Annotated in this window: 20 protein-coding genes; 11 read left to right on the top strand and 9 right to left on the bottom strand. The window is 76.0% G+C overall.

The window, feature by feature from the left end:
* Window positions 1-59 precede the first annotated feature (59 nt).
* Complete coding sequence (locus AC1UE5_RS08930) at window positions 60-2,351, top strand: hypothetical protein (RefSeq protein WP_482922273.1); 2,292 nt, start codon at window positions 60-62, stop codon at window positions 2,349-2,351.
* On the opposite strand, the gene AC1UE5_RS08925 is transcribed toward AC1UE5_RS08930, so the two are convergent.
* The gene (locus tag AC1UE5_RS08925) at window positions 2,348-3,874 is read right to left on the bottom strand and encodes a PQQ-dependent sugar dehydrogenase (RefSeq protein ID WP_482922271.1); all 1,527 of its coding nucleotides are present in this window, start codon (window positions 3,872-3,874) and stop codon (window positions 2,348-2,350) included. The two genes, AC1UE5_RS08930 and AC1UE5_RS08925, sit on opposite strands and share 4 nt — an antisense overlap.
* A gap of 85 nt (window positions 3,875-3,959) precedes the next feature.
* Between AC1UE5_RS08925 and AC1UE5_RS08920 the strand changes: the two genes are divergently transcribed.
* Entirely contained in the window at window positions 3,960-4,277 is a 318-nt protein-coding gene (locus tag AC1UE5_RS08920) for a DMT family transporter (RefSeq protein ID WP_482922269.1), read from the top strand.
* On the top strand, window positions 4,274-4,879 hold the full coding sequence (locus tag AC1UE5_RS08915; protein WP_482922267.1) for a TetR/AcrR family transcriptional regulator: 606 nt from the start codon (window positions 4,274-4,276) through the stop codon (window positions 4,877-4,879). The genes AC1UE5_RS08920 and AC1UE5_RS08915 overlap by 4 nt, the downstream gene beginning before the upstream one ends.
* Window positions 4,880-4,887: 8 nt before the next feature.
* Here the strand turns inward: AC1UE5_RS08915 and AC1UE5_RS08910 are convergent, their stop codons facing one another.
* Window positions 4,888-5,685, bottom strand: a complete 798-nt coding sequence (locus tag AC1UE5_RS08910; protein WP_482922265.1) for a lysophospholipid acyltransferase family protein — start codon at window positions 5,683-5,685, stop codon at window positions 4,888-4,890.
* Between the two features lie 11 nt (window positions 5,686-5,696).
* A complete protein-coding gene (locus AC1UE5_RS08905) occupies window positions 5,697-6,968 on the bottom strand; it encodes an FGGY family carbohydrate kinase (protein WP_482922263.1) in 1,272 nt (423 codons plus the stop codon).
* A gap of 78 nt (window positions 6,969-7,046) precedes the next feature.
* Here AC1UE5_RS08905 and AC1UE5_RS08900 point away from each other — a divergent pair, with 78 nt between their 5' ends.
* Genes AC1UE5_RS08900 through AC1UE5_RS08880 form a run of 5 tightly spaced genes read left to right on the top strand, consistent with a single transcriptional unit; the run spans window position 7,047 to window position 10,876 of the window.
* Window positions 7,047-8,180, top strand: coding sequence for a type IV toxin-antitoxin system AbiEi family antitoxin domain-containing protein (locus AC1UE5_RS08900; protein WP_482922261.1), 1,134 nt, complete (start codon window positions 7,047-7,049; stop codon window positions 8,178-8,180).
* Between the two features lie 14 nt (window positions 8,181-8,194).
* Window positions 8,195-8,410, top strand: a complete 216-nt coding sequence (locus AC1UE5_RS08895; protein ID WP_482922259.1) for a biotin/lipoyl-binding carrier protein — start codon at window positions 8,195-8,197, stop codon at window positions 8,408-8,410.
* On the top strand, window positions 8,411-9,202 hold the full coding sequence (locus AC1UE5_RS08890; protein ID WP_482922257.1) for an enoyl-CoA hydratase/isomerase family protein: 792 nt from the start codon (window positions 8,411-8,413) through the stop codon (window positions 9,200-9,202).
* A 24-nt stretch (window positions 9,203-9,226) separates the two neighbouring features.
* Complete coding sequence (locus AC1UE5_RS08885; protein ID WP_482922255.1) at window positions 9,227-9,691, top strand: hypothetical protein; 465 nt, start codon at window positions 9,227-9,229, stop codon at window positions 9,689-9,691.
* Window positions 9,692-9,727: 36 nt separating this feature from the next.
* Window positions 9,728-10,876 (top strand): MFS transporter, encoded by a 1,149-nt coding sequence (locus tag AC1UE5_RS08880; protein ID WP_482922253.1) that lies wholly within the window; start codon window positions 9,728-9,730, stop codon window positions 10,874-10,876.
* On the opposite strand, the gene AC1UE5_RS08875 is transcribed toward AC1UE5_RS08880, so the two are convergent.
* Together AC1UE5_RS08875 and AC1UE5_RS08870 are read right to left on the bottom strand one after the other, a co-directional pair.
* The gene (locus AC1UE5_RS08875) at window positions 10,848-11,252 is read right to left on the bottom strand and encodes a CoA-binding protein (RefSeq protein WP_482922251.1); all 405 of its coding nucleotides are present in this window, start codon (window positions 11,250-11,252) and stop codon (window positions 10,848-10,850) included. The two genes, AC1UE5_RS08880 and AC1UE5_RS08875, sit on opposite strands and share 29 nt — an antisense overlap.
* 34 nt (window positions 11,253-11,286) lie before the next feature.
* Window positions 11,287-12,453: a Calx-beta domain-containing protein gene (locus AC1UE5_RS08870; protein ID WP_482922249.1), complete on the bottom strand. Its 1,167-nt coding sequence runs from the start codon at window positions 12,451-12,453 to the stop codon at window positions 11,287-11,289.
* Between the two features lie 81 nt (window positions 12,454-12,534).
* On the opposite strand from AC1UE5_RS08870, the gene AC1UE5_RS08865 reads away from it, so the two are divergent.
* The 3 genes from AC1UE5_RS08865 (at window position 12,535) to AC1UE5_RS08855 (ending at window position 17,924) form a co-directional block, all read left to right on the top strand.
* The gene (locus AC1UE5_RS08865; RefSeq protein ID WP_482922247.1) at window positions 12,535-13,185 is read left to right on the top strand and encodes a metallophosphoesterase family protein; all 651 of its coding nucleotides are present in this window, start codon (window positions 12,535-12,537) and stop codon (window positions 13,183-13,185) included.
* Window positions 13,186-13,248: 63 nt separating this feature from the next.
* Window positions 13,249-15,681 (top strand): Ig-like domain-containing protein, encoded by a 2,433-nt coding sequence (locus tag AC1UE5_RS08860; RefSeq protein ID WP_482922245.1) that lies wholly within the window; start codon window positions 13,249-13,251, stop codon window positions 15,679-15,681.
* 17 nt (window positions 15,682-15,698) lie between these two features.
* Window positions 15,699-17,924: an Ig-like domain-containing protein gene (locus tag AC1UE5_RS08855; protein ID WP_482922243.1), complete on the top strand. Its 2,226-nt coding sequence runs from the start codon at window positions 15,699-15,701 to the stop codon at window positions 17,922-17,924.
* On the opposite strand, the gene AC1UE5_RS08850 is transcribed toward AC1UE5_RS08855, so the two are convergent.
* The 4 genes from AC1UE5_RS08850 to AC1UE5_RS08835 are packed head-to-tail and all read right to left on the bottom strand — an operon-like array spanning window position 17,911 to window position 21,613.
* Window positions 17,911-19,107 carry a CocE/NonD family hydrolase gene (locus tag AC1UE5_RS08850; RefSeq protein ID WP_482922241.1) on the bottom strand — a complete coding sequence of 399 codons (1,197 nt, stop codon included), beginning with the start codon at window positions 19,105-19,107 and terminating at the stop codon, window positions 17,911-17,913. The two genes, AC1UE5_RS08855 and AC1UE5_RS08850, sit on opposite strands and share 14 nt — an antisense overlap.
* 48 nt (window positions 19,108-19,155) lie before the next feature.
* Window positions 19,156-19,836, bottom strand: coding sequence for an HAD family hydrolase (locus AC1UE5_RS08845; protein WP_482922239.1), 681 nt, complete (start codon window positions 19,834-19,836; stop codon window positions 19,156-19,158).
* Window positions 19,833-21,080, bottom strand: coding sequence for a DUF2817 domain-containing protein (locus tag AC1UE5_RS08840; protein ID WP_482922237.1), 1,248 nt, complete (start codon window positions 21,078-21,080; stop codon window positions 19,833-19,835). Before AC1UE5_RS08840 ends, AC1UE5_RS08845 begins: the two co-directional genes overlap by 4 nt.
* Window positions 21,077-21,613 carry a cysteine hydrolase family protein gene (locus tag AC1UE5_RS08835; RefSeq protein ID WP_482922235.1) on the bottom strand — a complete coding sequence of 179 codons (537 nt, stop codon included), beginning with the start codon at window positions 21,611-21,613 and terminating at the stop codon, window positions 21,077-21,079. The genes AC1UE5_RS08840 and AC1UE5_RS08835 overlap by 4 nt, the downstream gene beginning before the upstream one ends.
* Window positions 21,614-21,640 lie beyond the last annotated feature (27 nt).

Here is a 21,640-nt window from a genome sequence, read left to right as displayed (position 1 = left end):
GCAAGCTAACGCGTCAGCCCTTCCGCAACTCCACTGACCCGGACGAGTTCCCCTCCGTGATGCGCCCCCTCCGCCTCCTCCCCGCCCTGATCCTCGCCCTCTTCCTCACCGCCGCCGCGGCCGCCGAGGCCCGCGTCGTGGTCGTCGCCGCCGGAGACGGCAACGCGACGCTCACCGAGGTCGCCTCCAACCGCGTGAGCGCCCGCATCCCCGTCGGCGGCCGGGCGCGCGCGGTCGCGGTCGCGCCCAACGGCTCCGCGGCGTACGTGGCGGCGGGCAACCGCGTCGTCGCGATCGACCTCACCACGCGGCAGATCGCCGCGGCGGCGACGATCGCCGGGTCGGTCACGTCGCTCGCGATCACCCCCGACGGGACGCGGCTCTACGCGGGCCGGTCGGGCGGCGTGCAGACGATCGACGCGGCGTCGATGCGGGTGATCGGCGGGTTCGGCACGGGTGGCGTGGCGGCGACGCAGCTCGCGATCTCCCCCGACGGCGCGCGGGCGATCGCGCTGCTCGGCTCGTCGCGCGTGGCGATCCTCGACCTCGTCGGCTCCCGCCTGGCGGCCAGCACGAAGATCACCCGCGCCGGCGGCGTCGCGTGGCGCGGCGGGACGCCGTGGGTGAGCCGCGCGCGGAAGAAGGGCGGCCAGCTCATCGCGCTCAACCGCATCAGCGCGCGGCCGATCGCGCGGATCGGCCTCGGGCCGAAGCTCGGCGGCGGGCTCGCGGTGTCCCCCAGCGGGAAGTTCGGCGCGGTCGGCGCGGCGGGCGACGACACCGTCGTCGGCATCGTGGACTTCAGCCGCGGGCGCGTCTCGCAGCGCGTCCGGGTCGGCCGCGGGCCGGGCGTGCCGGCGTACGTCAGCGACGGCTCGCGCCTCTACGTCGCCGACCGCAGCGACGGCACGATCTCGGTCCTCAGCGGCTTCTCCTACCGCCGCCTGACGATGCAGAAGCTCGGCGCGAGCAAGCGGCCGACCGCGCTGGCGGTGCAGCCGGGGCTCGCCGTGCTCATCGGCACCGAGGGCGACGACATCCTGCGCGGGACGCGGCAGGACGACCGGCTGCAGGGGATGGGCGGCAACGACGGGCTCTCCGGCTTCCGCGGCAACGACGTGCTCGACGGCGGCCTCGGCGACGACCGGCTCGACGGCGGCGTCGGCAACGACCAGCTCTCGGGCGTCGACGGCAACGACCGGCTCGCGTCGCAGTCGGGCAACGACCTGCTCAGCGGCGGCCCGGGCGGCGACTCGCTGTTCGGCGGCACCGGCGACGACTCGCTCGACGGCGGCACCGAGAGCGACTACCTCGACGGCGGCGACGGCGACGACACGGTGCTCGGCGGCGAGGGCGACGACAAGATCAACGAGAGCGGCCTGGGCAACGACCCGCAGCTCGACGGTGGCCCCGGCAACGACTACATCAACGGCCACCGCGGCACCGACGAGATCAACGGCGGGCCGGGCGACGACACGCTCCTCGGCGGCCCGGGCAGCGAGCTGATCGACGGCGAGGCCGGCAACGACACGGTCGACGGCGGGACCGCGGGCGACCGGCTCTTCGGCCGCGAGGGCGACGACGGCATCAAGGGCGACGCCGGCAAGGACACGATCTTCGGCGCCGACGGGCAGGACTCGCTCGACGGCGGCTCCGGCGACGACTATCTCAGCGGCGGCAACGGCGGCGACGAGATCACCGCCGGCCCGGGCGCCGACGAGGTGAGCGGCGGCAACGGCGCGGACGCGATCCGGGTGGCCGACGGCAACGCCGACGAGGTCGACTGCGGGCCGGGCCGCGACACGGTGTACGTCGAGGAGGACGCGCCGACGCGCGATCGGCTGACGCGGTGCGAGACCGTGATCCGCATCCCGGCCGAGCCGTCGACCGACGCCCCGCCGACGACGAACGTCATCGCGGGCACGCTCGCCAACGACACGCTCCTCGGCACCGTGGGCAACGACACGTTGCTCGGCTCCGACGGCAACGACGACCTCTACGGCCAGGAGGGCGACGACTACGTCGACGGCGAGAACGGCAACGACACGTTGCGCGGCGGGCCCGGGAACGACGAGCTCCACGGGCGCAACGACGACGACCTCCTGCTCGGCAACGAGGGCAACGACTACCTGATCGGCGACCGCGGCAACGACACGATCAACGGCGGGCCGGGCGACGACCGGCTCGAGGGCGGCCTCGACGACGACACGATCGCCGGCGACGAGGGCAACGACCGCGTCTCGGTCGTCGCGCGCGGCGTCGACCGCGTGTCGTGCGGCGAGGGCGTCGACATCGTCTTCGCGGGGACCGAGGACGAGGTCGCCGCGGACTGCGAGGACGTGCGGCGCTAACGACGCAGACGGACCCTCGCGCGGTCGACCGCACCGCTCTTCGCGCCCCGCGCGAGGACGTCGGTGCGGAGCGTGAGGGTGATGGCGGAGCGGCGGCGCAGCAGGCGACGGCCCTGCTGCGTCAGCCGCACGCGCACGGCAACGGTCGCGCGGGTGCCGGGCTGGGCGACGCCGCGGGCGACGGTCGCGCGGCCCGCCTGCAGGCGCACGGTCGCGCGGCGGGTGCCCAGGCCGCCGATCTTCACGGTGAACGAGCCGCGGCGAAGGAGCCCGCGGAGGCCGAGCCGGCGCAGGGCGCTGGTGCCGCGGGTGACCAGGCGCTCGGCCAGGAGCGCGCGCGTGATCTCCGGCGGCGGCCCTGGCGGTGTCGTGCCCGGGCCTGCCGTGGGCGGAGCGGGGGTGAGCGGGGTCGGCGGGGTCACCGGGTCGGGCGCGATCCGCACGTGCAGGACGCGGCCGTTGTCGGTCGTGAGCCAGAGGAAGGGGCCGTCGGCGGTCGCGGCGCGCATGCGGCCGTAGGTGCCGTCGTACAGCTCGGTGTTCGTCGTGAGGGCGCCGTTCGCGTCCGTGCCGAAGACGCGCAGGCCGGTGCCGTTGAGCATCGGCGCGTAGAGGAGGCCGTCGGCGCCGTACGCCAGGCCGCCGGGCGCCCACGCGGGGGCCGGGCCGCTGTGCACGACGGGCGCGATCGTGCCGGGCGGGACGATGTCGCCCGCGCCGGCCGGCCAGCCGTAGTCGCCGCCCCTGACGATGAGGTTGAGCTCGTCGCGGCCGTTGTTCGCGCCGGCCGGCGCGTGCGCCTCGCCGCTCGGGCCGTGCTCGGTCTCCCACAGGCGCCCCTCCGCGTCCCACGCGATGCCCTGTGGGTGGCGGTGGCCGAGCGACCACACGAACGGCGCCCCGCCCGCGCCGCCCGCGAACGGGTTGTCGGCGGGCGCCGTGCCGTCGCTGGCGTCCCCCGGCGCGTTGAGGCGCAGGATCTTGCCGTTCAGGTTCGTGACGTCGCGCGGGCGCGCGGGCTCGTGGATGTCGCCGGTGGTCGCGTAGAGCTTCCCGTCGGGGCCGAACGCGATCCGGCCGCCGTCGTGGTTGAGGTCCGACGCGATGCCGTCGAAGATCACGCGGTCGAAGACGAAGCGCGTCCCGTCGTCGCGCAGGCGCAGGATGCGGCTCTGGTCGACGCCGCCGGAGGTGTACGTCTCGTAGAGGTACGCGAGGCGGTTCGTCGCGAAGCCCGGGTGGAGCGCGAGCCCGAGGAACTTCCGCACGGTGACGCCCGTCGTGTCCTCGAAGACCGTCGTCGGCGTCACCCCTCCCCCGGGCGCGAGCAGCCGGATGCGCCCGGCCCGCTCGGTCACGAACACGCGCCCGTCGGGCGCGACCGCGACCGCCCACGGCGTCGACAGGCCGGTCGCGCGCACGGTCGGCGTCTCGAGCGGGAGCGCACCGGCCGGCGCGGCGGCGGCCAGCGTGGCGGCGAGGGTGGACGCGGCGGCGACGGCGAGACGGCCCCTGGCGAGCATGCCGGCACGCTACCCACCCCGGCCGCCGGTCCATCCACGACGATTTCGGTACAGATGTACCGACTACGGTACACTTGTACCAATCATGGGTTGGATCCTTCTGACAATCGCCATCCTCTCCGAGGTCTCCGCCACCCTCGCGCTGCGTGCCGCGGGCGAAGGGCACCGGCCGGCGATCGTCGCGGTCGTGGCCGGCTACGTCCTGTCGCTCACGCTCCTCGCGTTCGTCGTCAAGCACCTCGACGTCTCCGTCGCCTACGCCGTCTGGGCGGGCGCCGGCACCGCGCTCGTCGCGCTGTTCGGGGTCGCCATGCTCGGCGAACCTGCCACGGCCGCGAAGCTCGCGTCGATATCGCTCATCATCATCGGGGTGGTCGGCCTCAACCTCACCGGCGCGCATTGAGCGCGCAGCGGGACGCCGCGGCGCCCGATCGTCCCCTCCGCGGCGAGGCGCGCCGCGGCCTGCTGCTCGAGGCCGCGCTGCGCGTGATCGCCGCCGAGGGGCCCGGCGCGGTCACGCACCGGCGCGTCGCCGCCGAGGCCGGCCTCCCGCTCGCCGCGACGACGTACTGGTTCTCCTCCAAGGACGAGCTGCTGCTCGAGGCTTACCGGCTCGCCGCGATCCGCGACGTCGACCGCCTCCGCACCCTCACGAGCGCGTTCCGCGACCTGCCGTCCAAGCGCATCGGCGCCGCGTTCGCCGACCTGATCGCCGACGAGCTCGACGACCACCGCCCGGCGACGATGGCCTCGTTCGCCCTGTGGCTCGAGGCCGCTCGCCGCCCTGAGCTGCGCGGCGTCGAGCGCGAGTGGACCGAGGCGTACGCCGACGTCATACGCGACGTACTCCAGGCCGCCGGCGCGGAGGACCCGCGCGGCGCCGCCCGCATCGTCACCGCGACGCTCGACGGCCTCATGCTCGCCGAGCTGAGCAGCGACACGCCGAGCCCGCGGCAGGACCTGCGCGAGCTCCTCGGCCGCCTGGTCGACGGCCTCCTGGCCTAGCCCGCCGGCTACGCCGCGGCGGCGCGCTTGCGCTTGGCCCGCCGCAGCGCGCGGCGCTCCTCGCGGATGCGCTCCATCACCCCGCGGCGCCCGAGCTGCTCGAGCCCCGCGTACAGCCGCTTGATCTCGGTGAAGATCTCGTCGGCGACGGCCTGCTGCTGGTCGCGCGTGGGGTTCTCGACGCGCTCCCACCGGATCGGGTCGCCGTACTGCACGACGACCTTGGGGAACTGCAGGCGCTTCCAGTTGCGCACCTTCGCGCTCCCGTAGATCGCCACCGGCACGATCGGCGCGCCGGTCTCCAGCGCCAGGCGCCCGATGCCGGGCTTCGCCTGCTCGGCCAGCGCGCCCGTGCGCGAGCGCCCGCCCTCGCAGTACATCGCCATCGTCCGCCCGCGCTCGAGCACCGACTTGGCGGTGATGAACGCCTCCTCGTCGCGGTGGCCGCGGCGGACCGGGAACACGCCGCCGTGCGTGTAGATGAACTTCGGGATGCCGCTGAACAGCTGCGACTTGGCCATGAAGTGCACCTTCCGGCGGGTGAACGACCCGAGGAAGAAGTGGTCCATGAACGAGAAGTGGTTCGGCGCGAGGATGACCGGGCCGGACGCCGGGACCTTGTCCGACGAGATGCACGTCTCGCGGAAGAAGAGGAGCCCGTAGACCGTCACGAACGCCCGGACGATCGAGTACATCGGCTCGCGGTGGCCGCTGCGCGTGCGCGCGTGGTACTGGTCGAAGTGCTCCTTGGGGCGCGGGTCCAGGTAGACCTGCTCCTTCATGGAGGCCAGCTGCTCCTCTGCCATCGCCGCAGAAGTTACCCGGCGGCCCAGCCGCGCGCACGCTCGACCGCGCGGGTCCACTCGGCGTGGCGCGTCGCGCGTTCGTCCTCCGACATCGACGGCTCGTATCGCGCCCCCTCGCGCCACAGCCGGCGCACCTCGCCCTGCGTCCAGCGGCCGCACCCGACGCCCGCGAGGAACGCCGCGCCCATCGCGGTCGTCTGCACGACCTCGGGCACCACGACCGGCACGCCGAGCACGTCGGCCTGGAACTGCATCAGCCACTCGTTCTCGCTCGCCCCGCCGTCGGCCCGCAGCTCCCGCAGCGGCTCGTCGGCGGCCCGGTCCATCGCGCGCATGGTGTCCACCGTCTGGAACGCGACCGCCTCCAGCGCCGCGTCGGTGCCCGCGGTCGACGCCTCCAGCGCGTAGAACGTCCGCCGGCCGATCGCCCACGCGACCGTGCCCAGCAGGCCCTCGGGCGGGTGCGGCGCCCGGTCCCCTACGTTGAGCTGCGCAAGCGACCCGGTGCCGTACGTGCTCCTGCCCTGCCCGGGGTCGAGACAGGCCTGGCCGTAGAGCGCGGCCTGCTGGTCGCCCGCGACCCCGCTCACCGGCACGCCGTCCCAGCCCGGCAGCGCGTCGCCGCGCGTGCGGCCGACCTCGCCGATGGACGGACGGATCGGTGGGAGCGCCTTGGCCGGGACGTCGAAGAGGTCGAGCAGCTCGGGGTCCCACTGCGTGGTCGTGATGTCGCACAGCAGCGTGCGCGACGCGTTGGTCTGGTCGGTCGCCAGCTCGCCGGTGAGCCTGTGGATCAGCCACGCGTCGACCGTGCCGAACACCGCCCGGCCGGCGTCCGCCTTCTCGCGCAGCCCGTCGACGTTGCGCAGGAGCCACTCGATCTTCGTGGCGGAGAAGTTCGGGTCGAGCGGCAGCCCGGTGCGGGAGCGGACGAGCTCCTCGTGGCCCTGGGCGCGCAGCTCGTCGCAGCGGCCTGAGGTGCGCCGGTCCTGCCACACGAGCGCGCGGTGGAGCGGCTCGCCGGTCCGCGGATCCCACACGCACACGGTCTCGCGCTGGTTGGCGATCCCGATCGCGTGCAGCTCGGCGACGCCCGCGTCCTCCAGCGCCTCGAGCGCCGCGCGCTGCGTCGTCTCCCAGATCTCGCGCTCGTCGTGCTCCACCCAGCCCGGCCGGGGGACGTGCTGCCCGAGCTCGCGGGAGGCGCGGCCGGCCAGCTCGCCGTCCTCGTCGAACACGAGGCACGTCGTGCCGGTCGTGCCCTGGTCGATGGCCAGGATCATGCGCGCCGAGGGTACGCGCCGCCGCCCCGTCGCGCAGCTCGGGCGGAGCCGGCGCTGTCCCGTCCCCGGCTCCGCCCGATGCTCGCGTTTCCCGAACGGGTGGGTCAGGTCCGTCCGTGCACTGCAAGGTACGCGCGCCCCGCGCTCCTCCCAATCGACACTCGGGCGGAGATTCGGGCCGCGCGATCCGACAAGGGGGCGAACCGCGCGCCCGCGGCCGCTACCCCGCCCATGCCCCGACGACCGCAACCCACCACTCGCGCGACCCGTTCCGGCGAAAGGCGAGAAGTGGTCGTCTCACGACCGCAAGCCGCCTCTCGGCCCGGCGCCCGCGACGAGTGGCGAGAAGCGGCTCCGGACGCGGCGGCCGCACGGCTGGCCGCGCGGCAGTACGGGAACGTGACCGCCGCGCAGCTGCGCGCGTGCGGCCTGACGCGCGCGGCGATCCGCCACCGCGTCCACGCGGGAGGCCTGCACCCGCGCCACCGCGGCGTGTACGCGGTCGGGTTCCTGTCGGAGGCCCCGCTGGCGCGGGAGTGCGCGGCGCTCCTCGCCGTCGGCTCCGGCGCCGCGCTGAGCCACCGCTCCGCCGCCGTGTTCTGGGGTCTGCTGCCGCCGCGCCACGACCTGATCGACGTGCTGGTCGCCGGCTCTTCGCGCGCGGCGCACACCGGCATCCGCGTCCATCGGACGAGGACGCTCGAGCGGGACGTGTGGACGCGGAAGGGGCTCCGGGTCACGACCCCGCACCGCACGCTCCTCGACCTCGCCGCCGCCGTCGGCCCGGTCGAGCTCGCCCGCGCGGTGGACCAGGCGTACGTGAAGGCGCTCGTGCGGCCGGGGACGCTCGTCGTGCCGGACGGGATGCGCGGCGCGGCGCGGCTCCGGGCGGTGCTGGAGGGGCGGGGCGTGACGCGCTCGGGGCTGGAGCGGCGGTTCCTCGCGCTCGTCAAGCGGGCCGGCCTTCCGCGGCCCGAGACCAACGTGCGGGTCGCGGGGTACGAGGTCGACGCGCTGTGGCGCGCCCAGCGGGTGGTGGTGGAGCTCGACACGCTCGGCACGCACGCGACGCGCGTCCTGGCCGACCGCGACAAGGACCTCGCGCTGCGCCGCGCCGGCCACTCGCCGCTGCGGTTCACCGACGCGCAGCTCGACCGGGCGCCCGAGAAGGTCCTCGTGGCCCTCGCGCACGCGCTCGCCGGCGGAGCTTGAGTAGGGTCCGCGCCATGCCCGAGGTCGAAGCGCACATCACCGGAACCGTCTGGAAGATCGAGGTCGAGGTCGGCGACACCGTCGAGGAGGGCGACACGGTCGTGATCCTCGAGTCGATGAAGATGGAGATGCCCGTCGAGGCCGAGGACGAGGGCCGCGTCGCGGAGATCCTCGTCAACGAGGGCCAGGCGGTCAGCGAGGGCGACCCCCTCGTGCGGCTCGAAGAGTAAGTGCCGGGGCAGCTCCTGGTCGACGAGCCGGCCGACGGCGTCGTCCGGCTCACCCTCTCCAACCCGCAGAAGCGCAACGCGCTCGACCACGCGATCCTCGACGGCATCGCGGCGGCGGTCCGGGACGCGCCGGAGCGGGGCGCCCGCGCGCTGATCGTCACCGGCGCGGACGGGATGTTCTCGTCCGGCTACGACATCGGCGACATCCCCGACGACGTCTTCGCGGTCGAGGCCGAGAAGCTCGTCGCGCACCCGTTCACCGCGGCCCTCGACGCGCTCGACGCGACCGACCTGCCCACCGTCGCGGCGCTGCCCGGCCACACGATCGGCGGCGGCCTGGAGCTGGCGCTGTGCTGCGACCTGCGCGTCGCCGCCGACGACATCAAGCTCGGCATGCCGCCGGCGAAGCTCGGGCTCGTCTACTCGCACACCGGCCTGCGCCGGTTCATCCAGGCGATCGGCGCCCCGCGCACGCGCGAGCTGTTCCTCCTCGGCCGCAACGTCGACGCGCCGACCGCGCACGCCTGGGGGCTCGTCAACCGGGTCGCGGAGCTCGACGACGTGCAAGATCTCGCCCTCGAGCTGGCCCGCGAGCTGGCGGCCAACGCGCCACTTTCCGTGCGGGGGAACAAGCAGGTGCTGCGGGAGCTGCTGGCCGCCGACGTGCAGCTCGACGCCGATGTGGAGCGGGAGCTCATCGCGCTCCGGCAGGCCTGCTTCCGCTCCGAGGACATGCAGGAGGGCGTCCGCGCGTTCTCGGAGAAGCGTCCAGCCCGTTGGCAGGGGCGGTAGCCGGGGCGTACATTGCCCCGCGGGATGGAGCACGCGGGGTCCGTTTTCGACGACGACGCCGACCGGCTGGCGGCGCAGGGCAGGTACGCCGAGGCGGCAGCGACGCAGCGCGTCGCGCTGGCGCTCGGCTCGAGCGGCTTCCCCGACGGGCGCGAGCTGCTCGCCTGGTACCTGCTGAAGGCGGGCGAGGAGCTGGAGGCGTACGGCATCTGGGCCGAGCTGATCGCCGAGCGCCCCGACGACCCCGGGATCGAGCTGACCGCCGGCATCGCCTACCTCGACGCCGACCGGCCCGCGGAGGCCATCGCGCACCTGACGCGCGCGATCGAGCTCTCGCTCGCCGGCCCGCGGACCGACGCGTACGTGCTGCGCCAGGCGGCGGGCCGCCGGCGGCGCGCGGAGTGGCTGCTGCAGCGCGGCCCGGACGCCGTCGACGAGCGCGCGCGAGGCACGCTCGAGCGGCTCGAGCGCAAGCGCCAGGCCGCGTAGCCCGGCCCGCCGCGTGGGTACGGTCTGTCGCGGCGCATGACCCGCGATCGGCTGACCTGGTGGGCATATGGCGTGATCGCGTGCTTCGCGTTCGTGCTGAACGGCTTCGGGCCGGTGCTCGACGACCTGCGCGACGAGCTCGACCTCTCCCGCGCGGCGGCCGGTCTGCACTCGACCGCGCTGGCCGCCGGGATGCTCGTCGCGGGCCTCGTGGGCGAGCGTCTGCGCGTGCGGCTCGGGTGGACGCGGCTGTTCTGGGGCGCGGCGTCCGCGCTGGCGGCGGGCGTCGTGCTGCTGGCGGCCGGCGGCGAGGTCGGGCTGGCGGTGTCGCTGCCGGGCGCGCTGGTGATCGGCGCCGGCGGGACGCTGCTGATGGTGATGGCGCCCGCGGTGCTCAGCCAGCACCACGGCGACGCGACCGCTCCGGCGGTGTCCGAGGCGCACGGCGCCGCATCGCTGCTCGGGGTGCTCGCCCCGCTGGCGGTGGCGGGCTCGCTCGCGGCGTTCGGCTCGTGGCTGCCGGTGCTGCTCGTGGTGACCGCGGTCGCCGTCCCGCTGCTCGGCCGGGCCGCGCCCGCGCTGGCCAACCCGCCGCCGCGCGAGGACGACGGCGCGCGCCTGCCGCGGACCTACTGGGCGTGGTGGTCGGCGCTGCTGTTCGGCGTCGCCGCCGAGTTCGCCGTGCTGCTGTGGGCCGCCGACGACGCGCAGGAGCGGCTGGGGATGAGCGACGAGGCGTCCGCGCTCGCGCCGTCCGCGTTCCTCGTCGGGATGGGGTGCGTGCGCTGGTTCGGCGCGCGGCTGCTCCTCGCGCGGCCCGCGCCGGCGGTGTACGGGGCGGCGTGCGCCGTCGCGATGGCGTCGTTCACCGTCTACCACCTGGTCGGCGTGGTGCCGATCGCGCTGCTCGCGGTGGTGGGCGTCGGCGCCGGCATCGGCCTCCTGTTCCCCACCTCGCTGAGCGCCGCGATGGCGTCCGCGCCCGGCGCCGAGTCCGCCGCGGCGATGCGCAGCGCGCTCGCGTCGGGGGTCGCGGTCGGCGGCGGGCCGCTCGCCCTCGGCGCGCTGGCGGACGCGACGAGCATCGCGAGCGCGTCCTGGATCGTGCTGCTCTTCCTCGCGCTGGGCGCCGTCTCAGCGACCGCGGCAGCGGGCGTCAGACGCCCAGTCGCGGGAGCTCGATAGCCGGGCAGCGGTCCATCACGACGTCGAGGCCGGCGTCGCGGGCGCGCTGCGCGGCCGCCTCGTCGATGACGCCGAGCTGGAGCCACACGGCCTTCGCCCCGATCGCGATCGCCTCGTCGACGTGGGCGCCGGCCAGCTCGGAGCGGCGGAAGACGTCGACCACGTCGACCGGCTCGTCGAGGTCGTCGAGCGAGGCGACGACGGGCTCCCCCAGGATCGTCGTGCCCGCGGCCTGCGGGTTGACGGGCACGATCTTCAGGCCCTGCCGCTGGAGCAGCGCGGCGATGCGGTGCGAGTCGCGGTGCGGGTCCGGGCTACACCCGACGACGGCCCAGGTGCGGTGCGCGGTGAGGACGCGGCGGATCGTGTCGTCCATGGCTCCACGGTAGGAGCCCGCCGCACGGTGGCGCCTAGTCGTCGTCGGCGATGTGCCCGTACGCCGCGAGCTGGCCGTCGATCGTGACGCCGAACCGCTCGGCCCCCTCGGCGAGGACGTCGCCGCGGACCGGGACGACGAAGCTCGCGACCCGCTGGCCGGCGGGGATGGTGAGCGTGATGCTCGTGGGCTCGAAGTCCACGCCCGCGGTGGCGGTGTCCGCGGCGGTCGCGAGGACGAAGCTGAGCGGCGTGCCCGCGGCGGCGTCGAGCGAGACCGTGAAGTACGCGAGCGAGACGGCGTGGTCGCCCTCGGCGACGGTCGTGCCGTCGACGCCGACGAGCGGCGGGACGTCGTCGTCGACGATCGTGCCCGTCGCTGCGGCGGCCGCGCCGAGCGCGACGCCGTCGGGCGCGCCGAGCGCGACGGTGAGCGCCTCCTCCAGCTCGTACGCGTCGTCGGCTTGGAGCGGCACCGCGACGGTCGCGGTCGTCTGGCCCGCCGCGAACGTGACGGTGCCCGTGCGGGCGGCGTAGTCGGCCGGGGCGGTGGCGGTGCCGTCGACGGTGCTCCAGCCGACCGACACCGGCTTGCCGGCGGGGCGGCTGAGCGCGATCGCGAACGTGAGCGCGGCGCCGTCGGCCTCGGCGACCGGGTCGGCGGGCGCGATCGACGCGACGGGCAGGTTGGGTGTGCCGGGCGCGGTCACGCCGAGGTCGGCGGCGTCGTCCTCGGGTCCGTCATCGAGGCCGTCCGCGCGCACGGGGCGCTTGACGTTGACGGTCGGGAGCACGGTCACGCGGCGCGCGGCGGCCCGGCAGCGGCGCTTGGCCTTCGCGGCGCCGCGACGCTCGCTCACGCAGGCCAGCAGGTGCCAGCGGCCGGGCGCGACGATGTCCGGCACGGCGACCGTGGTCTTCGCGCTGCGGCGCCCGCGCGCGGCGAGCGGCCGGACGGCGCGGGTCGACAGCTCGACGTCGCCGATGCTCGCCTTGCGGTCGCGGGAGAGGAGGAACGTGGTGCGCGTCGCGCGGGCGGCGCGGGGGCCGGGGTTCGCGGCGGTGGCGCGAACCGTCAGCGTGTCCCCCACCTGCACCCGTGACGGGCTGGCGGAGACCGAGCGGACGTCCACGCGCGCGACGGCGACGGCCGGGAGCGCGAGCGCGGCGAGAGAGGCGATGAGGGCCGCGCGGACGAGCATCTCCTCCCCGTCCTCGACGGACGCGTCGGGAACTTGAGCGTGTCCGGGCGCGTCTGGACGGGGTCCGTAGCCTGTCCGGCCGTGCGCGTCGCCGCGATCGCCGACCTCCACGGCCTCCTCCCGCCGGTCCCGGAATGCGACGTGCTGCTGCTCGCCGGCGACCTGACGCCGACGTCCGACCACGACCCCGAGTTCCAGGCCCGCTGGCTGGGGAGCGACTTCCGCGCGTGGCTGGAGGCCGCGCCGGCGGGCGAGATCGTCGGCATCGCGGGCAACCACGACTTCGTCTTCCAGCAGGCGCCCGAGCTCGTCCCGCCCGGCCTCCCGTGGACGTACCTGGAGGACGCCGCCACGACGACGGCCGGCGGCCTGAAGGTGTGGGGCTCGCCGTGGACGCCGTGGTTCTACGACTGGGCGTTCAACGCGCCGCGCGACGGCGGCGAGGCGTTCCTGGCCGAGCGCTTCGCGACCGCGCCGGACGACGCCGACGTGCTGCTCCTCCACGGCCCGCCCGCCGGTCACGGCGGGACGACCGCGCGGGGCGACGACGCGGGCGCGCAGGCGGCGCTGGACCTCGTCGACCGCGTGCAGCCGCGGCTCGCGATCTACGGCCACATCCACGAGGGCCGCGGCGCGTGGGAGCGCAACGGCAGCGCGCTCCACAACGTCGCGGCGGTCGACGTGCGGTACGCGCCGTACCCCGACCCGTTCCTCGTCGTCGACATCGGGTGACGAGGTGTCCGTAGGCGAACACAGCGCTCAAGGCGCGCGGGAAGCGGGCCGATGCGGGCCCGGATGGTCCGTCGCCTCGCCGTTCCCCTGCTCGCCGCCGCCTGCGCCCTGCTCGCCCTTCCCGCCGCAGCGCACGCCGGATACGACCTGACGATCGACGCCGCCGCCGGGTCGAGCGGCGTCACGATCGCCGTGCCGTCCGGCGTCGGGGGCACCGTCGTCCTGACGCCGACCGCGGAGAACGCGCGCGTCGGCGCGTCGGTGCTCAGCGGCCACCTGGCGACCCGCGACGTCCAGGTCGCCAAGGTGACCGCGGGCGCGCAGGACGGCGACGTGCGCGTCGCGGCGGCGCTGAGCGGCAGCCAGGACCTCGAGTTCCTCAACCCCGGCGACGTGCGGCTCGACGCCGACGTGACCGTCCCCAACCTGTACGCCGTCAACGGCGGGGCCGTCGTCGTCAACCGCCCGACGCTCGGCGTGTCGTCGACCCTCTCGCTGCAGACCGACCTGATCCTGGAGCAGGACCTGCGGTTCACCGGCTCCTCCGTCGTGATCGTGAAGGGCGCCGTGACGGGCCCGCACACGTTCGACGCGAGCGGCGTGGGGACCCTCCAGATCCAGGGCGACCTGGGGTCGAGCGCCACGCCGCTCGAGCGTGTCAGCTTCCCCGGCGGCACGTTCCTCGGGGCGTTCGGCGAGACCCGCACGGTCTGGGCGACCGGCGACGTGACGGTCGCGGGCGACCTCCAGCTCGGCGGATCGGTGGCGCTGCGCTCGACGGCGGGCGCCGTGTCGGTGAGCGGCCGCGCGTACGACCTCAACGACGCCGCGCGGTGGGACCTCACCCTCCAGGCCGCGACGACTGCGACCGTCCCGGCGGCGACGACCGAGCCGCCGCGCAACCTCAGCGTCACCGCCCCGCAGATCGCGCTCGGCGGCTCGGTGACGACCGAGCAGAACCAGACCTACGCGGGCCGCGTGACCGCGAGCGCCGACCGCACGCTGACCGGCACCGCGATCCGCTTCGACGGCGGCCTGACGATCGCTCCGTCGCGGACCGTCCGCGCCGTCGGCTCGGCGGGCGGCCGGCTCGCCGGGACGCTGCTCGGCGACGCGACGAGCACGCTGCGCATCGAGGGCGGCGGAGGCTTCCGGCTGAACGGCGGCGCCGGATCGGGCGCCGTAGCGCTGCAGCTCGCGAGCGCCGGCCGCGTGGACGTCGACGGCCGGCACGACGGGTCCACCGCGACGCTGTCGAGCGGGGTCGTGGGCGGGAGCGGCGCGCTCGGCGCGCTGACCACCGCGGCCGGGACCGCCACGACCGTCGACCCGGGCGGCCTGAACGGCAGCACGCCGGTGCGCGGCGAGCTGCAGGTCGGCACGCTGCAGCTGAGCGCCGCGACGACGCTGCGGCTGCACGGCGTGGCGGGGGACGACCCGTTCGACGTGCTGCGCGTCGCCGGCGACGCGGCGCTCGGCGGCGCGTCGCTCGACCTCCCGATCGCGTCCGGCACGTTCGTCGATGCGGGCGTGACCGTGCCGCTGGTCGACGTCGGCGGCGCCGTGAGCGGGGCGCTCGCAGGGATCGCGGACGGCGGAACGGTGACCGTGGGCGGCTGGCCGCTCACCTACGCGCTCGGGCCGCACGGCGCGACGCTGCGCCGGGCGCGGCTGACCGCGCACGCGGGGCTCTTCGCGCCGGGCGGGCGGAGCGTGGTGGGGACGCCGGTGACCTTCACGGTCGTCGTCGCGCCGATCAGCGCGACCGGCGACGTGACGTTCCGCGACGGCGACACCGTGCTCGGCACGGTGGCGCTCGACGAGGGCGTCGCGCGGCTGGAGGTCGGGACGCTGGCCCTCGGCGCGCACGCCATCACCGCGAGCTACGCGGGCGACAGCCGGGTCGTGCCGGTCGTGGCGAACACGCTGTCGCACGAGGTCGTCGCCGCGCCGCCGGGCAAGGGCGACGACGGCGGGAGCGGCGGCGGCAACGGCAGCACCGGAGGCGGTGGCGACACGGGCGGCGGGCCCAGCGGTGGCGGCGGGCCCGGCGGTGGCGGTGGCGGCGCGCCCGGCGGTGGCGGCGCGCCCGGCGGTGGCGGCGGCACGGCCGGCCCGCGCGGCGGGTCCGGCGGCGCGGGCACGGCGGACGACGACGCCGCGCGCGACCGCGCGGCCCTCGCGACCGCCCTCCGCCGGGTCAGCGCAGTCACCGCGCGCAAGGGCACGCTGCGGTTCCAGCAGCGGCTGCCCCAGACCGGCCGCGTACGCTGGCGCCTCACCATCGCCGGCCGCTCGACCGTCCTCGTCACGCGCACGGCGAAGGTCAACAAGGCCGGCACGACCACCGTCACGCTGAAGCTGAGCGCCAAGGCCCGCGACGTCGTGCGCCGCGCACCGACGAAGGCGAAGCTCACGCTCCGCACCGAGCTGCGCCCCGCCTCGGGCGCGCCCGTCACCGTCACGACCACCATCGCCCGCCCCCGCGGCCTGTGATCCCCGGAGCCCGACCGATGCGCCGATCCCTCCTCGCCCTCACCGCCGCTGCCGCCGCGCTCCTCGCCGCGCCCGCGCTCGCGTCCGCGAACGACCTCACCGTCACCACCGGCCCGTCCGACGGCGTGGGCAAGACGCTCGGGGCCGCCACCGCCACGTACTGGCCGACGAAGCCCGGCGCGACGCTCTCGGTGTCCGAGCTCGCCACGGACCTGAGCACCCGCACCCAGGTGCGGTTCGTCGGCTACTCGGGATCGAGCGGCACGCCCGCCGACCTGACGATCGCCGCGCCGCTCACGTTGCCGAACGCGATGGTCAGCGTCGAGGGGTCGGTCGCCGACCTGACCGTGCGCGCGAACGTGACCGGCGCGCCGAACGTCGCGTTAGCGCCCGGCGGCACCGTGCGCATCGCCGAGGACGTCACGCTCACCTCCGGCAGCACCGGCACGGTCCAGCTCCACCGGCCGGTGACGCTCGACGCGGACCTCACGATCGCGACGCGGTCGTACGTGCTGAAGGGCATGGCCGGGCCGGGCGACCTCACGATCGAGGGCGACGCGTACCTCCTGGGCGACCTGGGCACCACCACGGCGCCACTCGGCGCCCTCAGCGCCACCGCGCCCGTGACCCTGTTCGGCACCGTGCGGACATCGGCCGCCCAGACGTACGGCGCCGGGCTGAAGCTCGACGGGACGAGCACCGTCCGGTCCGGCGGCGCCGGGATCACCGTGCAGGGCGGCGCGAGCGGCGGCCACCCGCTGAGCGCCGTCTCCCCCACGGCCGTGACGTTCGCGGGCGGGAGCGTCGACGTCGGCGCGCTGTCCGTGACGGCCCCCGCGATCACGCCGCCCGCGTCCGTGACGACCGGTGACGCGCAGACGTACACCGGCACGACGCACCTGGCCGGCGCGACCACGCTCACGACGAACGGCTCCGGCGCGGTCTCGGTCCTCGGCGCGCTGCAGCCGGCGCCGGGGGCGTCGCTGACCCTCGGCGGGGCGGGCACCACGCGGTTGACCGGCGCGAGCACGGCGGCGTTCCCGCTGACCGTCTCCGGCGGCCGCACGCAGGTCGAGACGGTGCTGCCCGGCACGCCCGTGACGGTCGCCTCAGGCGGCACCCTCGGCGGCACCGGCGAGGTCGGCGCCGTGACCGCGACCGGGGGCACCATCGACCCGGGCACGCTCGCCGGCTCGGCGCCCGTGCGGGGGACGCTGACGGTCGGCGCGCTCACCCTGAACGCCGCCTCGACGGTGCGGATCGACGCGCTCCCGGGCGAGAACCTGCTCGACCGGCTGGCGGTGCGCGGCAGCGCGGCGCTGGGCAGCGCGACGCTGTCGGTGCCCTCGCTGTTCGGAGCCCGCATCGTGCCGGACACGGCGGTCCCCCTGCTCGACCTGCTCGGCGGTGGGAGCGCGATCGGGACGTTCGCCGGGCTGGCCGACGGCGCGCCGGTCACGGTGGGGGGCGTCGGCGTGCCGCTGCGGTACGGCGCCGGCGACGGGAACGACGTCGCGCTCGTCCGCACGCGCCGCGTCCCGGTGCTCGCGCTGCACACCGCCGCGCGGGTGTCGACGCCCTGCACGCCGGTGACGTTCACGGTCGTCGTCGCGCCGTCGACCGCCACGGGCACGATCACGTTCCGCGACGGCGACCGCGTGCTCGGCTCCGCGCCGCTGGTCGACGGCGTCGCGTGGCTGAGCACGAGCGACCTCGCGCCCGGGACGCACGCGATCGTCGCGGCGTACGGCGGCGACGACTTCGTCCGGCCCGCGACGTCGGTCGCGCTGGCGCACGGCGCGGGCGGGGAGCCGGACGAGGCGCCGCTCGTGCCGGGCGGGGGTGGGGGCATCGCCGCGAACGCCGCGGGTTGCGGGGTCGTCCGCACCGCTCCGGAGGGACCGCGTCCGGGCGTGCCGACCACGACCGCCGCCCCGGCCGCCCCGGCCGCGCCGGCCACGTCGCGGTCGTCCACCGCCGCGCGGGCCGCCGCCACGGTCGCCGGCCCCACGCGCGTCCGCGTTCGTGGCACGCGGCTCACGTTCCGCCAGCGGTTCCCCCGCGCCGGCCGCGTGACGTGGCGCGTGACGCGCGGCGGCCGCACGATCGCCACCCGCACCGCGACGGTGAAGCCCGGCACGCGGACGGTGACGCTCACGCTGCCCCGCGGCAAGGGCCGGCTCGTCCTGCACACGGCCGTCGACGGCGTCGCGGCGCGCGCGGTGACGGTCACCCGCCGCTGAGGGCGGCGGCCAGGAAGCCCACCACGCGCCGCTCGTACTCCGCCGGCTGCCCGCCGAGGCCGCCGACGTGGCCGCCCCGCGGCACCGCCCACACGGTGGCCGCGGGCCCGGCGGCGCGGGCGTAAGCGGGCGTCATGACCTCGCCGCCGCCGCCGCGGGGGCTCCAGACCAGCAGCGTCCGGCGGGGTGCGATCCGCGGCAGCAGACCGAGCAGCCGCGGCGGCGGCCTGCGCCCCGCGAAGGCGGCGGTCACCGCGGTCGTGACCGCGCTGACCGGGGCGGAGAGGACGCCGTCCACGCCCGGCAGCTCGACGTCCTCCCGCACCGACCGCGTCCCCGCGCCCTCGGAGACGACCGCGCGCAGCCGCCGGTCCCGCGCCGAGGCCTGCAGCAGCGCCTCGCCGCCGACGGAGAGCCCGAGCCCGCCGATCCGCCCTGCATCGACGTCCGGCCGCCGCGCGAGCCAGCCCAGCGCCGCGCGGACGTCGGTCTCCCCCGCCCAGCCGAACGCGTCGGCATCCCCGTCGCTCCCGCCGTCGCCGCGCCGGTCGAGCAGCAGGACCCCCAACCCGTGGCGCGCGAGCATCCGCGCGTGGGGCGCGGAGCCGAGCACGACGACCGCCGCACCTGTGCGCGAGGGCCGGTAGGCGGCGGTGAGCGTCAGCCCGTCGGCGGTCCGGACGTGCGCCGCGGCGAACCCCGGCGGCAGCGCGCGCGGGCCGTCCGCGGCGCGGTGCGTCGCGTAGAACCCGACCGCGACACCTGCCACGACCGACGCGCCGAGGAACCCGCCCGCGACGCCGACCGCCGCGCGGCGCACGATCAGCTCCCACCGCACGCCGGCGCGCCGGCGCTCCCGCCACAGCTCGGCGCCTGCGACCGCCGCGAGCACCGCGGCCGCGACGGTGGCGAGCAGGCCGCTCCACGCATCCCCCGCGGGCCCGTCCTCGACCGCCTGCGCCACCGGCACCGCTGCACCCGCCGCGACGCCCGCCAGGCCGGCGACGAGGAGCGCGGCGCCGTGCGACCGGCCGGCCGGCAGGACCGCAAGGGCGACCAGCAGCGCGAGCGGCACGAGCACGCCGAGGTGGTCGGACGCCGCGGTCCCCGGCTCCCGCTGGAGGAACGCGTCGTCGACGAGGTGGAGGGCGATCGTGGCGAGCGCGAGGCGGGCGAGGAGCATCGGCCCTCACCCTGGCCGCGCGAGGCCCGCGCGCCCGCCGAGCCTCCCCTAGCCCTGGGGTGCGGGCAGCCGCACCAGGCGCGGCAGCTCGCGCATGTCGCGGAAGACCTCCGCGCCCGCGCCCGCGAGCGCGTCGGCGGTCCCGTCGGGGGCGTAGCCGAGCACGCGCATGCCCGCCGCGACGCCCGCCTGGACGCCGGGGAGCGAGTCCTCGACGACGACCGCGCGCGCCGGGTCGAGGCCCATGGCGGCCGCCGCGTGGAGGAAGAGGTCGGGGGCCGGCTTGCCGCGCTCGACCATCGTCGCGCTGAACAGGCGGTCGTCGGCGAAGCGGTCGATGAGGCCGGTGATCGTGAGCGAGTGGCGGATCTTCTCCGGCTCGCCGCTCGACGCCACGCAGCGCGGCAGCCCGAGCGCGTCCAGCTCCTCCAGCGCCTCGGGCACACCGGCCACGGGCTCCAGCTGCGCGTCGAACGCCGCGACCAGCCGCGAGCGGTACTCGGCCGTCAGCGCGTCGCGCGCGACGGGCCGGTCGAAGTGCGACTCGATGATCTCCAGGCACGACGCCCACGAGCGGCCGAGGAAGAGGCGCATCGAGTCGGCGACCGTGAGCTGCATCCCGTGCTCGCCGAGCACGTCCACGAGCGTCTGGTTCGCGATCGGCTCGGAATCGACGAGCACGCCGTCGCAGTCGAAGATGATCCCGTCGGAGGTGGGGCGTCCGTTCACCCACCCGAGGAAAGCAGGCGGCGGTAGCGGCGCATCGTGGCCGGCTGGAAGTCCTCGTGGGTGAGCTTGCGCCACGACGCGACGCGCTCGTGGTGGTACGGGCTCGACAGCGACTCCGCGTGGCCGATCACGTCCTTGGTCTTGACCGCGTACTCGGACTGCAGCCAGCGGGTGAGGCGCAGCGAGGCCGCGAGCTGCCGCCGGTTGCCCATGACGTCCGCGTCGCTCGTGCCCACGTGCTCGATCCCGATCGCCGTCTGGTTGAGCCCGACCACGTGGCGGCAGACGAACCTCAGCGACACGAGCTGGTGGATCGTGCCGTCGCGGTCGATCACGAAGTGGCTGCACGTGCCGGGCTTCTCGCCGAGGTTGGGCGCGTTGGAGGCGAAGGTCGAGAAGACCGACGAGAACGTCGTCGAGACCGTGAAGTGCTGCACGATGACGCGCGGGTTGCGGAGCAGATGCGTGTTGACGCCCGCGTGACGCTGGAGGTACGCGCGCGTCTGACGCTTGCGGCCGGTGCCGAACGGGATCGGCGTCCAGCGGATCGTCGGCTTCGGCGCGGCCTGGGCGGCCGCCCGTGCGGCCGGGGCGGGCGCCTCGGCGACGGGGATCGCGCGGGCGACGGCCTCGACCGCGCGCACGTGCCGCCGGACCGTGGCGGCGCTCTGGCGCCCCGCGCGCAGCTCCACCACGAACGCCCCGCCGCCCGGCAGCTCCGCGTTCGCCCACCCGGCCGCGGTCCCGCGGTACTTCGGCAGCGACCGCACCGGCAGCCGCGCGGCCCGCGCGTACCGCCGCACGACGCGCCGGTCCGCCCCCTGCGCGGGCACGACGAACCCGTACGGCTGGTGGAGCCAGACGGTGACCTGCGGCTCGATCCGGCGCAGCACGCGCATCGCCCACCGCGTCTCGGGCTCCGACCCCGCCTTCGCGCCCGCGGCGTACCGGCCGCTCGCCGGCGCCCAGCGGTGCGGGAAGTTGCGGTTCAGATCGACCCCGCGCGCGTTCTGCCGCGTCCCGCGCGCCGCGCCGTCGGGGTTGAGGTCGTGCACGACGTAGTACGCGGTGTCGACGGGCGGATCGGCCTTCAGCAGCGCGCGCGTGATCTGCTTGCCGCCCGGCTCGTCTCCGTGCATCGCGCCGACGACGAGCACCCGGCGCGGCGCGTCGGCGGCGCCCACGCGGTGGACGGCGATCGGCCGCTCCTGCACGGAGACGCCCTGCGGCGGGAGGTCGATCACCGGAGCACGCACCTCTCGCTCGGCCTGACGTCGGCGCTCATGTTCGTCTCCATCATGCGCAGCGCGGCGGACGCCAGCTCCGGCTCGATGTGCGCCACCGTGTCGGCCGGCACCGCGACGTCGATCTCGCGCACGTACGCGTCGAGCGCGCTGTAGAGCACGCACTGCTCGGTCACCTGGCCGGTCAGCACGAGCCGGTCGATCCCCTTCTGCTTGAGGAGGTGCTCGAGCGGCGTGCCGTAGAAGATCGTGTGGCGCGCCTTGATGACGAACGCGTCGTCCTCGGTCGGCCGCAGCTCCTCCACCAGCTCGGGGTGCTTGCCGTCCAGCGCGGTCCGCACCAGCTCCTCAGCCGAGGAGTTCCAGTCGCCGTAGTTGTCGTTGACGTAGACGACCGGCACGTCCTCGTCGCGCGCGCGGGCGACGAGGTCGCGGATCCGCGGGACGGCCTCGCGCGCGCTGGGCACGAGCTTCTCGGCGTCGGGGAAGTCGTAGGTGGTGATCATGTCGATGACGACGACGGCGGTGCTCATCGTCCCTCAGCCTGCCCGAGTCCGTCC

This window comes from Parviterribacter multiflagellatus (assembly GCF_056863265.1).
The sequence above is the reverse complement of the archived record's forward strand: the minus strand, read 5'-3'. Positions and strand labels throughout refer to the sequence as shown.